The sequence below is a fragment of the Vibrio sp. T20 genome, from assembly GCF_007858795.1.
Taxonomy (GTDB): Bacteria; Pseudomonadota; Gammaproteobacteria; order Enterobacterales; family Vibrionaceae; genus Vibrio; species Vibrio satsumensis.
The window spans coordinates 64,108-79,656 of sequence record NZ_VFEB01000061.1 but is presented as its reverse complement, the minus strand read 5'-3'; the positions used below and the strand labels follow the sequence as shown (position 1 = coordinate 79,656).

Below are 15,549 nucleotides of genomic sequence, written 5' to 3'. Positions count from 1 at the left end.
TCAACTGTTACAAAATAGTTAACAAAAACATCTTTCAATAAAATTGTAAATTTCAAAACAATCAACGCAAGCTTATGTATTAAAAGGAAATAACCTTTAAAACTAGACTTTAGTCTAATTAGTACAATTGACTTGTTTCTTTTTTGTTACTTTTAATTTACCAAATAGAGGCTAGTTGGAGAACACAATGGAATCGTATCTACAGGAAGTTAAAAATTTTCGACAAAAATGGCCCAACATCGAGTTTGTTGATCTGATTTTTACCGACATCAATGCCACACCAAGAGGCAAGCGCATCCCAGTAAGTGCACTACACAAGCTGCATAAAGGAGTAGCTCTTCCCCTCTCGACAATTACTTTAGATACCAAAGGTAACGTGGTTGAAACAGCAGGGTTAGGTGAAGAATTGGGAGAACCAGACAACATGTGTTTCCCAATTGCGGATACATTGATGCCTACCGCTAAAGAGCAAGTGGGCCAAATAATGTTGAGTATGATGGATGAGTCAGCCCACACCCCAAACCCGCTCTTTATTCGTAATATCGTCAGTGAAATTCTCGAAAAGTTACACGCTAAAGATCAACATCCATGTGTTGCCTTGGAGCTAGAGTTTTACTTAATAGACAGGAAGCGGGGTGAGATGGGAGCACTCCAAACAGCCATCAACCCAAACAAAAAATCACGAGAAAAAGATACCGAAGTCTATGACTTAGATGGTTTGGATGATTACGCAGACTTTTTGACCGATCTTAATAAAGTCGCTCAAGAACAAGGGTTAAATACTTCGGGTGCACTATCTGAATCCGCCCCAGGACAATTCGAAATTAACTTCAACCACTCTAAAGATGTACTACGAGTGTGTGATGAAATCATCATCGTCAAACGCCTAATTCGTCAAATTGCTAATCAACATGATTTCGATGCTACCTTCATGGCTAAGCCATTTAGTGAGCAAGCTGGTAACGGTATGCACATCCACCTTAGCTTGGTGGATTCCAACGACAATAACCACTTCAGCCAACAAGATGGTGAACCCAGTAATCTCTTTTATCAAACCATGGCCGCGATGCTTGCTCAAACATCCGATTCCATGGCCTTGATTTGCCCTAACGTTAACTCTTACCGCCGCTTTGTTCCAGGAGCTTACGTGCCAACGAAAGCAGACTGGGGCGAGAACCATCGTGGTGTCGCACTTCGTGTTCCTATCAGCGACAGCAACAATCGCCGAATTGAACACCGCATTGCGGGAGCTGACGTTAACCCTTACATTCTCGCTGCAGTAGTACTATCCGCAGTATTAGCGAGTGAAAACTATACCAAAGACCAATGTCCTAACTCCCTCAGTGATGATGCAATAGACTTACCTCTGCGTATGTCTGAAGCTCTCGATCAGCTAGAACGCAGTGAGCTGACCCCGTACATCTCTAAAGAGTTTGTCGATCTATATTTAGCTTGTAAACGAAGTGAACTGGCGGAGTTTGAACGCGCCATCACTCCATTAGAAATCGACTGGATGTTGCACTCAGCATAAACAAAGGAACTACACGTATGACTACGCAAACTAAGGCGTTGGACGCGCCGCTGAAGATCAACAGTCAACACATCATGGTATCTCTATTGGTTGTCGCGACTTTCATTTTCTTCACATCAATTGGATTGAACCACCAAGAAGGAGAGGCCTATGGATGGATGAGCCTTCTCCCTACCGCACTTGTTTTGGTATTCGCCCTAACTACACACCGCACCGTAGAGGCGCTTTTTAGTGGTACCATCGCTGGTGTACTACTACTCAATCCTGCGCAAGCCGTTGAGCAAATTGTCGGCATATCGATGGATGTAATGATGAACGAAACCATTGCATGGATCGTTCTAGTTTGCGGACTGATGGGGGGATTAATCGCAATTCTCGAAAAAGGCGGCAGTATTTTAAGCTTTTCAGATATGTTGGTCACAAAGGTTAAGAGCCGTAAACAATCTATGCTGATGACCTTTTTCCTCGGCATCATGATCTTTATTGATGACTATCTGAACGCGATCGCTATCTCATCATCGATGAAGAAGATTACTGACGGATACAACATCTCCCGTGAAAAACTATCTTATCTAGTCGATTCCACCGCTGCGCCGATTTGTATTCTGGTGCCAATATCAACATGGGCTATTTTCTTTAGCTCACTGCTTGAAGCGAATGGAGTGGCTGAAGCTGGTGAGGGTATCAAAGCATATATTGAAGCGATTCCATACATGGCTTATGGCTGGGTTACGCTGATAATCGTCCTTCTCGTTGCGTTAGAAAAGATGCCGGATTTAGGCGCAATGAAGCAGGCTGAGGAACGAGCGAAGAAAGGTCAAGTACGTCCTGACGGTGCAACAGACATCGACTTTGGCGCAGATATTACAGCGCACACCAACCCAACGATGGGATTAATCAACTTCCTATTGCCTATGGTGGTGTTAGTTGGTGCAAGCTGGTACTTCGGTATTGATCTATTAGCAGGCGTATTTGTCGCAATTATCTTTACTATCTGCTTCTATGGTGTTCAACGTCTAATCTCAATGAATGATATGTTTGAAGCTGTCTACGACGGAATCAAAGTCATGCTGCTGCCATTGGCAACGGTGATTGGTGGATTCATGCTGAAGTCTGTGAATGATTCTCTAGGAGTGACACAATATGTCATCGAGACAGTAAGCCCTTATCTATCAGCATCTTACTTCCCAGCAATTATCTTTATGATCACCGGTGCATTGGTGTTTGCTACCGCATCTTCTTGGGGAACTTTTGCAGTTGCTATGCCAATCGTATTGCCTCTAGGCGAACAACTTGGCGTACCTCTACATTTAACTATTGCGGCTCTGCTTTCGGCATCAGCAGCGGGCAGTCACTCATGTTTCTTTAGTGACTCAACGGTATTGTCAGCTCAAGGTTCCGGATGTACCTCAATGCAACACGCAACCACTCAATTCCCCTACGCATTGATAGGTATTGTCGCAACAGCTCTCTTCTTCTTGTTAGTTGGCTAAGCCTCATACAGCTAAAATACAAGCGTAAACAAAAATGCCTTATTCTACGATAAGGCATTTTTTTTATTGGAATCAACTAACAACGACCAAAAAGTCTAAAGCTATTACTGCTACTAATTAGCTTTTCAATCACTTTAATCCGCAATCAGGTGCGTAGTTCAATCATCGTCACAAGGCTCCCAGTCTCGATCGAATGGAGAGGTCTCGTTATCTCTTCGGTCCCATCTGTCGCAAGGGTCCTCTGGGTCTTCCGGCTCATCATCTTCACACGGTTCACGATCTCGGTCATTGGCCCCAACGCTATCGTCATCCCAACACGGCCTTTCCCAAGGTGGCTTAGGATCTGGTCCTGGGTCTGGTTCGGGATCCGGGTCTACAGGGTCTAAAGGGTCTACAGGGTCTACAGGGTCTACAGGGTCTACAGGGTCTACAGGGTCTACAGGGTCTACAGGCATCGAGCCACCACCATCACCGATTTCAACACCTCTAGTGCCAACGACGTAAGTTAAGAAACCATGAGAGCTAAAACTTTGATTTGAAGCTCCTGCCATCGCGCTTGCAGAAGACAGAACTGGGGCGTTGTAATAATAGTACTGGCACGCAGCATTTTGCGCATCAAACACAGCAACCAACGAATCTGAATCTATACTATCAACGCTTGCTCGAATGCCTGTCGTTATTACATTCCAAATCGATTCACACTCTAATGCTGACGACGCTAAAGGGTATTCTGATCTCTGTTGAGTCTCTTCATCCCAAAAACTCAACATCTCACCGTTTACCTCAAGTTCGTTCGGTTCTCCCGCCACTTTATGTTCTGAGTAAACGATATCTAGACCAGAAAGCAGCGTTCCTTTTAAACCAAACAAGACTGAGTCTTTTGCATCACTAGAAAAATTAAGAAAACGAGGGGCAGCGGTTACGGCGAGTACACCTAAAAGAACAATCACAGACACCAGTTCGATCAGTGTAAAACCCTTAGAGCTTTTCATCTTGCCTACTTAGAAACTATTAAAACAGATAATAAGGAACAAGATACTATAAAAACAAACTTGTGGTACAGCGTACTTATAATTTTAATGGGACATCATATGTAACAAAGTATGAATGAGGGATTCACTCCAAGCCCATGTTAACTAAGACTTTCCTTTCACACCGCAACCTTTAATAACTAGCTGGGTGATAAACTCAGCGGCTTCTTCATAATCTTTGTCATCGAGCTGCTCTTTCTGCATCACGCTGCAAATCTGCCAACCAAAATCGGCGTAGGTTTGGGTAGCCGCCCAGATGGTAAACATCAGGTGGTGCGCAGGAACGTCATCCATTAAACCTTGTGCTGACCACGTTGAGAACTTATCAAGAATCATCTGCGATTGCTTATACAGCTCATCGCCAATCTCTTTCGGCAGCACTTTCGCGCCCGACATCACTTCATTGGCAAATACTTTAGAAGCATGTGGATGGTCGCGAGAAATAATCAGCTTGGTTTGAATATATTGAGACAAAGCTTCAACAGGATCGCTGAGCTCTTCAATCGGACGAGATGCTTCTAGCAAGGGCTGAGTGACGGTTTCAAGCACAGCGTTGTAGAGCTTATCTTTAGAGCTGAAATAATAGAATACGTTAGGTTTGGGAATGTCGGCCGCTTTTGCGATATCAGCCATTTTTGTTGCGGCATAACCATGAGTGGCGAATTGTTCACACGCGACCTCAATGATTAAATCTTGATTCTTTTGTCTGATCCTAGACATATTGCATCCTTTACAGCTCATTACTTAAGCCATAGTAATCAACGTGCTTCATTAGTCCAGAAGATAATGCCATAACTCAACCCCAGCGCTTATCTCATCTGACGAAACACTGACAGCGTCGAGAAAATCAAAATGGCCGCCTTGATGTCAGTACACCGGCGACCATTTGAACACTCTGAGCTCAACTCACAACAAACGAGTTTTCAGACTAAAAAATCAATATAGCCCTGAAATCATTCACGTTGGTTAGCGTCGGCCCCGTGCTCAGTAACACACCGACTTGCTTAAAGAAGTCGTAGCTGTTGTTGGCATCTAGGTAGTCATCGGCTTTAAGCGACAGGCTCGAACCTTGTTGCCATGTTTGAGGCGTGATCCATGCGCCCGCATTGTCTTCAACACCATCAATGCCATCAGTGTCAGCTGCTAAAGCAAATATGTTTTCCTGTCCTTTTAGCTCGTTATACAAGCTTAAAAGGAATTCACAATTTCGCCCGCCACGACCATTTCCTTTAACGGTTACCGTGGTTTCACCACCAGAAAGTATCACGCAAGGCGTCTCAAATGGGTGCTTATTGTTAGCAATTTGCTTAGCCAGAGCAGCATGAACCTTCGCCACTTCTCGCGCTTCCCCTTCAATACAGTCACTCAACACGTAAGCGGGGATCCCCAAACCTTCAGCTTCTGCAGCGGCAGATTCTAATGCTGACATTGGAGTAGCGATAATATGGTGCTCTGCATTCTTCCAACACACATCATCCGGCTTAACGGTTTCTGACTCAGGGTTATTGAGCCATTCAAATGCCGAGCGTGGTGTTTCAATTTGGTAGCGTTCTAAGATTGCCATTGCATCAAAGCGAGTGGTGGTATCAGGTACGGTTGGGCCAGAGGCAATCACACTAATATCATCTCCCGGCACATCAGATATTGCCAAAGACACAACTCTTGCTGGGTAGGCCGCTTTGGCAAGTCGACCACCTTTGATTGAAGATAAATGCTTACGAACGCAATTCATCTCATCAATGGCTGCACCCGACTTAAGCAGCGCTTTATTTATTTGTTGCTTCTCTGCCAAACTGATATCACCACCCGGTAAACTCAATAACGCAGAGCCTCCACCCGACAACAAGCAGATCACAGTATCATCAGCGCTAAGATCATTGACGAGTTGCAACATACGTTGACTCACTTCTAAACCCATCGCGTCTGGAACTGGGTGCGCCGCTTCAATCACCTCAATGTGTTCGCAAGGAGCCGTGTGCTCATAGCGAGTCACGACCAAACCTTCAAGGTCACGCAGTGCAAGATCTTGTTGCTTCTTTGTTTGCCATACGACTTCAAGCTCCGCCGCCATTGACGCTGCAGCTTTTCCCGCTCCGATCACGACAGTGCGCCCAGCTTGATTAGCAGAGCGATAAAAAATGTCTTGAGGTAGAAAAGGTTCGATGTGATTTTTTGGTAGTGCCTCATTTACAGCACTTGAGAAAAGGGTTTGCAGAAACTGCTTAGCATCAATGTCCATCAGCCACTCCTTAGTTGACGGAGAAAAAAAGAACCCCGATACAAGGCGAAAGGGTGCCTGCTAAGATTAAGTTGGAAAGGAACAACTTCAACCTCTGCCTCGTATCAGGAACGCGTATAAAAGGAGACGAAACTACGCGATTTATAAACAAACTGTTTGAAACTGGTGGGCTCGCACATCGCAGCTCTGTCGAGGCGCAAAGTAGATTCACAATTCGACATTACATGTAATGGCAGCCCAGATTCATTGGCCTTAGCCCTACTGAAGCGACAAAGCTTTACAACAAAGCCACTACAGCGACAAAAGCCAATGAATTGAGACGGATTAATCGTTACGGATATTAGCGAATAGAGTGGTCAGAACGCTTCTCTATCGCTTGGATAAGCGCAGAATGGTCCCAGCCTTCACCGCCCATTTCGGCACACTCGCCAAATAACTCTTGAGCGTTAGCCGTATTCGGTAGTGCGACACCTAACTCTTGTGCGCCCGTTAGCGCAAGGTTCAGATCTTTCTGGTGAAGCGAGATTCTAAAACCTGGGTCAAATGTGCCTTCAACCATACGCTCGCCATGAACTTCCAGGATCTTAGAGTTAGCAAAGCCACCCAATAGTGCCTGACGTACACGAGCTGGATCAGCACCGGCTTTTGAGGCAAATACCAAGGCTTCGGAAACCGCTTCAATATTTAGAGCAACAATTATCTGGTTAGCAACCTTACACGTTTGGCCAGCCCCGTTATCACCCACTAGCGTAATATTCTTACCCATGATTTCGAATAGCGGACGAGCTTTGTCAAAGGCGTCTTGCTCGCCACCAACCATAATGGTCAGTGCGGCATTGATAGCACCGACTTCACCACCCGATACCGGAGCATCTAGGTAAGAAGCGCCACCTTCATTGATACGAGCGGCAATGGCCTTAGTCGCGATAGGCGAGATTGAACTCATATCGATAACCAGTTTTCCAGTCGCACCGCCCGCTGCTAGGCCTTGCTCTACTCCGTTGCTACCAAACAGTACGTCTTCAACTTGAGGTGTGTTTGGCACCATTAGGATAATGACATCGGCTTGTTCTGCGGCTTCAGCGGGTGAGTGACAAACTGTTGCGCCCGCTGCGACCAGATCAGCAGGAGCTGCATTGAAGTGGTCTGATAAAAAGATATCGTGGCCCGCTTTTTGTAGGTTACTCGCCATAGGTTTACCCATGATGCCAGTTCCGATAAATGCAATTTTAGACATGTTGTTCTCCTTAACGTTTGAGGGTTACCAGACGCAATTAACGGTACTGGTGCAGCCAACCAAGGCCTTCTGTCGTTGTCGTTTTAGGTTTATATTCGCAGCCCACCCAGCCTTGATAACCAAGCTCATCAAGATAGTTGAGCACGAATGGGTAGTTGATTTCGCCAGTACCCGGTTCGTGTCGGCCTGGGTTATCAGCCAGTTGCACGTGTGCGATTTGACCAATGTTCTGCTGCATGGTCGGCGTGAGATCGCCTTCCATAATTTGCATGTGATAAATATCGTATTGGATAGAAAGGTTATCGCTCCCTACCTCTTTGATGATCGCTTTGGCTTGCTCAGTGGTGTTCAAGAAGAAGCCCGGAATATCGCGGGTATTGATCGCTTCTATCACTAAGCTGATGCCTTCTGCTGCTAGTGCGTTCGCCGCGTAATGCAGGTTAATCACAAACGCTGATTGCGCGTCTTGTTGGGTCACACCTTCCGGAACAATCCCGGCCAAGCAATTCACTTGAGCACAGCCGAGCGCTTTTGCATAAGCGATGGCTTTAGGTACACCCGCTTGAAACTCTTCAACTCGTGCAGGGTCGACCGCTATACCACGGTCACCGGCGTCCCAATCCCCTGCTGGTAGATTAAATAGCACTTGTTCTAAATTATTAGCGACAAGCTTTTCTTTAATTTTATCTGCATCAAAGGCATACGGGAAAAGGTACTCCACGCCCTGAAAACCCGCTTCTGCTGCGGCTTCAAAGCGATCCATAAAATCAACTTCCGTGAATAACATTGACAAGTTTGCTGCAAATTTTGCCATGACTCTGTCCTTACTCTTTATTTGATGAAGCTCTGGTTATTAGGCAAAGAAACCGTTATTTATTGAAACTATGACTGCTTAGTGAAGCTACGGTTGCTTAATGAAGCTCCGATCTCTTGGAGCTTCTCCGTTGAGCCAAGCTTTGGCTCAACGGGTACACGTACAACAAAGCTACTTGTATGCAAGCGCTGTCGGGGCATCGCCGCGGCTTTCGGCAAGCGGTTCGAATTCATTGATGGCATTGATCTCGACACCCATTGCTATGTTGGTTACTCGCTCAAGAATTAGCTCAACAACAACCGGGACTTTATGCTTATTCATCAGCTCTTTTGCTTGCTCAAACGCAGCGGCAATTTGCTCAGGCTCACGAACTCGAATCGCTTTACAACCTAAGCCTTCCACAACCGCGACATGATCAACTCCGTAGCCTTCAAGCTCAGGCGCATTCTGGTTATCAAACGCCAGTTGTACACAATAATCGATATCAAATTGACGCTGTGCTTGACGAATCAAACCTAGGTACGAATTGTTCACCAACACATGAATGTATGGCAGGTTGAATTGAGCACCTACCGCCAGTTCTTCGATCATGAATTGGAAATCATAATCACCAGAGATAGCGACAATATCGCGGTCCGGATCGGCTGCTCGTACACCTAATGCCGCAGGTGTTGTCCAACCTAGAGGGCCAGCCTGACCACAGTTGATCCAGTTACGTGGCTTATAAACATGCAGAAACTGAGCAGCAGCAATTTGCGACAAACCAATAGTGCTCACATAGCAAGTGTCACGACCAAATGCCTTGTTCATCTCTTCATAAACACGCATTGGTTTCATTGGTGCTTCATCGAAATTGGTTTTACGCAGCATGGTCGACTTGCGTTCCTGACACTCACTTGCCCAAGCATTTCGGTTTGGCAGCTTGCCTGCATCACGCCACTCTTGAGCAACTTCAACCATTAGCTCAAGTGCTGCTTTCGCATCAGAAACAATACCTAAGTCAGGACAGAACACTCGACCGATTTGGGTCGGTTCAATATCAACGTGCACAAACTTGCGTCCTTCGGTGTAAACATCGACAGAGCCGGTATGACGGTTTGCCCAGCGGTTACCTACACCAAATACAAAATCAGAGTTGAGCATGGTTTCGTTACCGTAACGGTGAGAGGTTTGTAGCCCCACCATGCCGGCCATCAATTCATGATCATCTGGGATAGAACCCCAGCCCATCAAGGTTGGGATAACCGGTACACCCGTGATTTCTGCAAACTGCTGCAGCAACTCAGATGCGCCAGCATTAATTACACCACCACCAGATACAATCAGCGGCTTGTCAGATTGAGACATCATGGTTAGTGCTTTCTCAACCTGCGCACGTGTTGCTTGTGGCTTATATGGTTCTAGCGGTTCATAGGTATCGATATCAAACTCAATTTCAGCTAGCTGAACATCGATAGGCAGGTCAATCAGGATTGGACCTGGACGACCCGAACGCATTAAATGAAACGCTTTTTGGAATGCGCGTGGCACTTGTGCAGGTTCCAGTACCGTGGTTGCCCACTTTGTTACTGGCTTAGCGATAGATTCAATGTCGACCGCTTGAAAATCTTCTTTATGAAGACGAGCACGTGGCGCTTGGCCTGTGATACATAGAATTGGAATCGAATCTGCAGATGCAGAATACAGACCCGTGATCATATCCGTGCCCGCAGGACCAGAGGTACCAATACACACACCAATATTACCTTGATTGGTACGCGTGTACCCTTCAGCCATATGGGATGCACCCTCTACGTGACGAGCTAAGACGTGGTCGATTCCTCCGAGCTTTTTCATAGCCGCATACATAGGGTTTATTGCTGCGCCGGGAACACCAAATGCGATGTCTACGCCTTCACGTTTAAGCACTTCTACCGCTGCTTCAATCGCTTTCATAATTGCCATTCGAACCTCCAGTTCAGATTGTATACAATTAAACTAACTTTTGTACACTATGAATCATCCTCAGCATTTATCAACCCTAGATTGAAACATTTTTGTTACATCAACCTATCCTCTTGAACAGCAAACAAGCCTGAAAAGCTTACAATTCATTGCTTTACATGAAATATCTTTACGTAAAAATAAATTACAAAAAGATCAAATGATAAATAAATGTTAAATACCCTTTGCTTGTTTACAATTTATGCAATATAAATATCCTTAAAAAGAGCATTTTGTATACAAAATAGCATCGTATTGTTTAAAGGAGACAACAATGATGAATGACGTAAAAGAGAGAGAAGAAGTACAGTGTATGCAGGTACTCGGGAATATGGACAACTCCGAGTACAAAGAGATCTTGTCTAAAGATGCATTAAAATTCTTAGAAGCTCTCGTGAATAAGTTTGGAGATCGCCGTCATGCCCTGCTAAGTGACCGCGACACAAAACAGGCTCAATACGACGAGGGGGAGTTACCCAATTTCAGAAAAGACACTATCTCTATTCGCCAGAATAAAGAATGGAAAGTGGCAACACCACCACCAGAGCTACTGGATCGCCGCGTGGAGATCACCGGCCCAATCGAGCGCAAGATGGTGATTAACGCTCTGAACTCAGGAGCCAAAGTCTTCATGTGCTGCTTTGAGGATGCGTCTTCCCCAACTTGGGCCAATATGGTCGAGGGACAAATCAACCTTAGAGACGCCAACCTCGGTACCATTAGCTACTTCGATGAAAAGAAGCAAAAGAATTACCAGTTAAATAACGATCCAGCGCTACTAATTGCTCGTCCACGTGGCATTCATTTACCAGAGCAGTCCATCCAATTTAACAATCAGCCTATCGGTGGTTGCTTGATGGACTTCGCTTTGTACTTTTTCCATAACTATCAATCACGCGCACAACAAGGTTTAGGAGTTTATTACTACATTCCAAAACTTGAAAACATGGAAGAAGCACAATGGTGGGACGATATTTTTAGCTTCACCGAAAACTATTTCCACGTACCAAAAGGCACCATTCGCGCGACCGTTTTGATTGAAACGCTTCCTGCTGTATTCCAGATGGAAGAGATTTTGTATGCCATGCGTGATCATATCGTAGCGATGAACTGCGGCCGCTGGGACTACATCTTCAGCTACATCAAAACGCTGAAGAACCATAAAGACCGCATCCTGCCTGACCGTCATGGGATCGGGATGGATCAAGAGTTCCTTAACGCGTATAGCCAACTGTTGGTTCGCACTTGTCACGCACGCGGTGCACTGGCAATGGGTGGTATGTCAGCCTTCATTCCAGCAAAAGATCCTCAAGAGATGGCGCGTGTCACCGCCAAGGTTATCGAAGACAAGCAAAGAGAATCTCAAAATGGTCACGATGGCACGTGGGTAGCGCATCCAGCATTGGTTGATTTAGCAATGTCGATCTTTGATAAACACCTTGATGGCAAAGTAAACCAAATGGATTTCCAAAGCCCTGAGCATGTGATCAACGCAGATACGCTATTGAAACCTTGTGAAGGAAGCCGTGACGAAGCGGGCGTGCGCAAAAACATACGCATCGCGCTTTATTACATTGAGGCTTGGATCCAAGGCTACGGTTGTGTGCCTATCTACGGTTTGATGGAAGATGCCGCAACCGCTGAGATCTCAAGAGCCAACATCTGGCAATGGATCCACCACGGAGTCACACTTGATGACGGCCAAACTTTTACCAAACAACTGTTCCACTCTTGGCTTTACCAAGAGCTAGACACGATAAAACATGAAGTCGGAGACTCGCGTTATGCAGCTGGTCGATTTGAAGAGACAGCCGATCTTTTCTATCAACTTTCTACAGCCGATGAGTTCGCTGCCTTCCTAACTTTACCCAGCTATGGGCTACTACAAGAGTCCAGTTAGGACTCTTGTACCAAGTTGAATCCGTCAATGGTATTCATGAACATGAGTAGCAATTGGCTGACTGAGCTTGGTACATATGCCCCTTGAAAAACTAGGAGATAACATGGGAAGTTTGACTCTACAACAAGCGTTAACCATCATAGATGGAACCTTAAAAGCAGGAAACAAGATCCACACCGAGCCTTTGACGGTCGCCGTCTTAGACAGTGGTGGCAAGTTGATTTCTTTGCAACGTCAAGACGGCTCTAGCATGATGCGACCAGACATCGCTATCGCTAAAGCGTGGGGAGCACTCGCACTGGGTTGTTCCTCTAGAAAACTCGCCCAAGATGCTGACACCAGACCAGCATTTATCTCCGCCGTAAACGTACTCGCACACGGTAATATGGTGCCAGTACCAGGGGGCTTACTAATTCGAGACAAGGATAAAACGGTACTCGGTGCTATTGGGGTAAGCGGTGACATTTCAGATATAGACGAAAGCTGCGCCATCAATGGTATTGGGTGCGCGGAACTGTTCAGTGATGAAATGCTGCAAGCTTAATTCACCAATTCTTTGTACTTGAAACTCTTAGAAAGGAACAAAAAACCGAAGCGATTAAGCTTCGGTTTTTTAATAAATCTAAAGAAAGATCAGCAAAACTATTCGTAAGCACTCAGCCACGTTTTCAGGAGTTGGTTAGTGTTCTTCTTCTGACTCGCAGACATGGATTTAACCAGTTTTTTCTGCATTTCGACATGCTCAGTCATCATTTGGTCAATCAGAATGAGACCATCTTTGGTTAGCTGGACACTCACACTACGTCGGTCTTCTTTGCTGTGCTCACGGCTGATCAACCCTTTAGCTTCTAGCTTATCAAGGCGATTGGTCATCGCGCCAGATGTCAGCATCATCGAACCTATCAGCTCCGAGGGAGTGAGTCGGTAAGGCTTTCCAGAACGTCGCAAAGTGGCTAGCACATCAAACTCACCGAGTTTCATGTCGTATTTTTTATGAAGCTCGGCAACCTGAGTCTCCATATACTTGGCAATACGCATAATCCGGCCCATCATTGCCATAGGCTCAGTTTCTAGCTCAGGCTTTTCCTTTGCCCATTGCTCTACTACGCGGTCGATAGCATCCATTTGCAATCTCACTCCGTTGTTAGTCTGATTACTTTAAACTAGTTTAACATAAAGATACTTTACAACCACTAGTTCTCAGTATACAGTTCACACAACAATTATCTTAACGTAAAGATATTTTATATGAACATATTATTAGCAATGATCCCCGCGTTCTTCTGGGGAACAACCTATGCAGTGACGCAATTTACGCTACAGGAGTGGCCACCATTATTATTGGGTGCTTTGCGTGCGTTACCTGCTGGTTTGTTATTGCTAGCAGTAAAACCTACACTGCCTAAAAAAGGCGAGTGGCAAATCATTTTCACATTGGGCCTTATCAATATTGCGACCTTCTTTGGCTTGATCTTCGTAATGGCGTTAACGCTGCCTTCGGCCATCTCTGGTGTAGGCATGATCTCCGTGCCTGTATTTGCGATGATCTTTCACTGGGTAGTGAAAAAGCAACGCCCGCATCTAATTCAAGCCCTGTCTGGTATTGGCTTGATCACCTTAGCGTGGATACTTTTCAACCCAAGCCAAATCGCTCTGAACCCAATCGGTTTAGGCGCAATGTTCGCCGCGATCATGTGTATCGTCATCGGTAGCAGCATTACCAAATCACTAGGTAATCGCATGCATTGGTGGAAGGTATTAACGTGGCAACTGATTTTGGGTGGTACGATTTTATCCGTAGCTTCTGGCGTTCATGCATTCATCGACCCGCAGCCTTATGTTAACGCAGTGACTCATTTCGATACTCGTAATGCTATGGGGCTAGTGTGGGTGATTGGCCTAAACACAGCACTAGGTTACGGCATGTATGTATGGTTACTGCAACGTATGTCAGTGGTTGATTTCACCTTCGGTGGTATTGCAAACCCAGTAGCTGGCATCGTGACTGGTATGGTTTTGATGGGTGAATCATTCACTGCAGTCCAATACTCGTTAATGACTGGCATGATCGTGATGTCGCTGCTCCCACAACTTATTTTGGCAATTAGACAGTCCAAGCAAATTAAACCTGTTACTCAATAGCAAGCGCATATAGAAAATACCTATTCCAGAGCCCAACAAACCCGCCAAGTGCGGGTTTTGTTTTATTAGCATCACATCTATATACGTTTTCTATTTGTTCTCAAGCGGTTACCAACTTATGATTAAAGAACTCATAATCATTCGGTGCTCCTTATGGCAAAAGATCTATTCTCGAACTTAGATTTAAATTTACTTCGCACTTTTATCATTCTTCATCAAGAAAGAAACATGCGTAAAGCCTCCGAGCGCCTATTCGTATCTCAGCCTGCGATAAGTAAAGCTCTACAACGATTGCGCGATCATTTCGACGATGAACTATTTGTCAAAACGCATCACGGCTTACGAGCAACTGAACACGCGAATATGTTGGCTGAGAGTATTTCTCCGATACTCGATGAGCTTTCTTCTGCATTAAACAGTAGTAATGAGTTCAACCCTGAAGAGCTAGACGGTGTTGTTAAAGTCGCCTTATCCCCATATTTGCTTTCATCCTTTTCAAATAAACTTTTCAAGGCAATAAGAGCAGAAGCACCTCAAGTACAAGTTCAACTATTAAATTGGTCAGGAACAACAATGACTGACATCATCAACGATGAAGTACACATTGGACTTAACTATGAGATAAATCACGCCCCAAAAGAGCTACTACAACAACCTATAGCAAAGGACACATTCAAAGGATATGTGAGAAAAGATCACCCTTATAAAAACAATTTTTTAGAAGTAAAAGATGGGATCAATTTTGAAATAGCCTCTGTCATTGCTGTTGATTGGAATTCACACCAATCACTTGCGGAAAAGATTTTGAAGCTAAAAGGCCATACTGCCAATATAGGCTTTCGCTCCGAGCTACCATCAGCCGTCATTGATGTAGTTAGAAACTCAGATATGATTTTTCCGGCGTCAAAGTTTTTAGAGATCGAACAAAAGACCTCGCTCAGAGCGATTAAGTTGTTATTTGACAGTGCAGACGTTCAGCCAACCGTTTGTGCGTATTACCACCATAAAAACCGAAACAGCCCAGTCACATTATGGCTCAAGAAAAAACTCGAGCTATTGCTCAATGATAACTAGCGGTTATCACCACCTTTCCCCTCTTTCATTAATAACTCATCGTTAAGGCCTCTATTCTTTTAAGGGATTAGAGGCTTTTTTACACAATCCATATACTTCTCTCAT

13 protein-coding genes are annotated in these 15,549 nt (G+C 45.1%); 6 read left to right on the top strand and 7 right to left on the bottom strand.

Going from position 1 to position 15,549, the window contains the following annotated elements; translation table 11 throughout:
- Positions 1-187: 187 nt before the first annotated feature.
- Entirely contained in the window at positions 188-1,531 is a 1,344-nt protein-coding gene (locus FTW16_RS04805) for a glutamine synthetase family protein (protein WP_146490259.1), read from the top strand.
- 17 nt (positions 1,532-1,548) lie between these two features.
- Complete coding sequence (locus tag FTW16_RS04800) at positions 1,549-3,024, top strand: Na+/H+ antiporter NhaC family protein (RefSeq protein ID WP_017067343.1); 1,476 nt, start codon at positions 1,549-1,551, stop codon at positions 3,022-3,024.
- Between the two features lie 158 nt (positions 3,025-3,182).
- On the opposite strand, the gene FTW16_RS24870 is transcribed toward FTW16_RS04800, so the two are convergent.
- The 6 genes from FTW16_RS24870 to gcl form a co-directional block, all read right to left on the bottom strand.
- Positions 3,183-4,016 carry a type II secretion system protein gene (locus tag FTW16_RS24870; RefSeq protein ID WP_222433356.1) on the bottom strand — a complete coding sequence of 278 codons (834 nt, stop codon included), beginning with the start codon at positions 4,014-4,016 and terminating at the stop codon, positions 3,183-3,185.
- Positions 4,017-4,160: 144 nt separating this feature from the next.
- On the bottom strand, positions 4,161-4,775 hold the full coding sequence (locus FTW16_RS04790; protein ID WP_146490258.1) for a TetR/AcrR family transcriptional regulator: 615 nt from the start codon (positions 4,773-4,775) through the stop codon (positions 4,161-4,163).
- 208 nt (positions 4,776-4,983) lie between these two features.
- A complete protein-coding gene (locus FTW16_RS04785) occupies positions 4,984-6,294 on the bottom strand; it encodes a glycerate kinase (RefSeq protein ID WP_146490257.1) in 1,311 nt (436 codons plus the stop codon).
- A 340-nt stretch (positions 6,295-6,634) separates the two neighbouring features.
- A complete protein-coding gene (locus FTW16_RS04780) occupies positions 6,635-7,531 on the bottom strand; it encodes a 2-hydroxy-3-oxopropionate reductase (protein WP_146490256.1) in 897 nt (298 codons plus the stop codon).
- 37 nt (positions 7,532-7,568) lie between these two features.
- Positions 7,569-8,345: a hydroxypyruvate isomerase gene (hyi, locus tag FTW16_RS04775; protein ID WP_146490255.1), complete on the bottom strand. Its 777-nt coding sequence runs from the start codon at positions 8,343-8,345 to the stop codon at positions 7,569-7,571.
- A gap of 171 nt (positions 8,346-8,516) precedes the next feature.
- Positions 8,517-10,289 (bottom strand): glyoxylate carboligase, encoded by a 1,773-nt coding sequence (gene gcl / locus FTW16_RS04770; RefSeq protein ID WP_146490254.1) that lies wholly within the window; start codon positions 10,287-10,289, stop codon positions 8,517-8,519.
- Between the two features lie 313 nt (positions 10,290-10,602).
- On the opposite strand from gcl, the gene aceB reads away from it, so the two are divergent.
- Both aceB and FTW16_RS04760 read left to right on the top strand, forming a co-directional pair.
- The gene (gene aceB / locus FTW16_RS04765; RefSeq protein WP_146490253.1) at positions 10,603-12,228 is read left to right on the top strand and encodes a malate synthase A; all 1,626 of its coding nucleotides are present in this window, start codon (positions 10,603-10,605) and stop codon (positions 12,226-12,228) included.
- A 103-nt stretch (positions 12,229-12,331) separates the two neighbouring features.
- Complete coding sequence (locus tag FTW16_RS04760) at positions 12,332-12,772, top strand: GlcG/HbpS family heme-binding protein (protein WP_060980973.1); 441 nt, start codon at positions 12,332-12,334, stop codon at positions 12,770-12,772.
- Between the two features lie 98 nt (positions 12,773-12,870).
- On the opposite strand, the gene FTW16_RS04755 is transcribed toward FTW16_RS04760, so the two are convergent.
- Positions 12,871-13,353 carry a MarR family winged helix-turn-helix transcriptional regulator gene (locus tag FTW16_RS04755; RefSeq protein ID WP_146490252.1) on the bottom strand — a complete coding sequence of 161 codons (483 nt, stop codon included), beginning with the start codon at positions 13,351-13,353 and terminating at the stop codon, positions 12,871-12,873.
- A gap of 123 nt (positions 13,354-13,476) precedes the next feature.
- On the opposite strand from FTW16_RS04755, the gene FTW16_RS04750 reads away from it, so the two are divergent.
- Positions 13,477-14,370 carry a DMT family transporter gene (locus tag FTW16_RS04750; protein WP_146490251.1) on the top strand — a complete coding sequence of 298 codons (894 nt, stop codon included), beginning with the start codon at positions 13,477-13,479 and terminating at the stop codon, positions 14,368-14,370.
- 153 nt (positions 14,371-14,523) lie between these two features.
- Positions 14,524-15,444 (top strand): LysR family transcriptional regulator, encoded by a 921-nt coding sequence (locus FTW16_RS04745; RefSeq protein WP_146490250.1) that lies wholly within the window; start codon positions 14,524-14,526, stop codon positions 15,442-15,444.
- Positions 15,445-15,549: the final 105 nt, after the last annotated feature.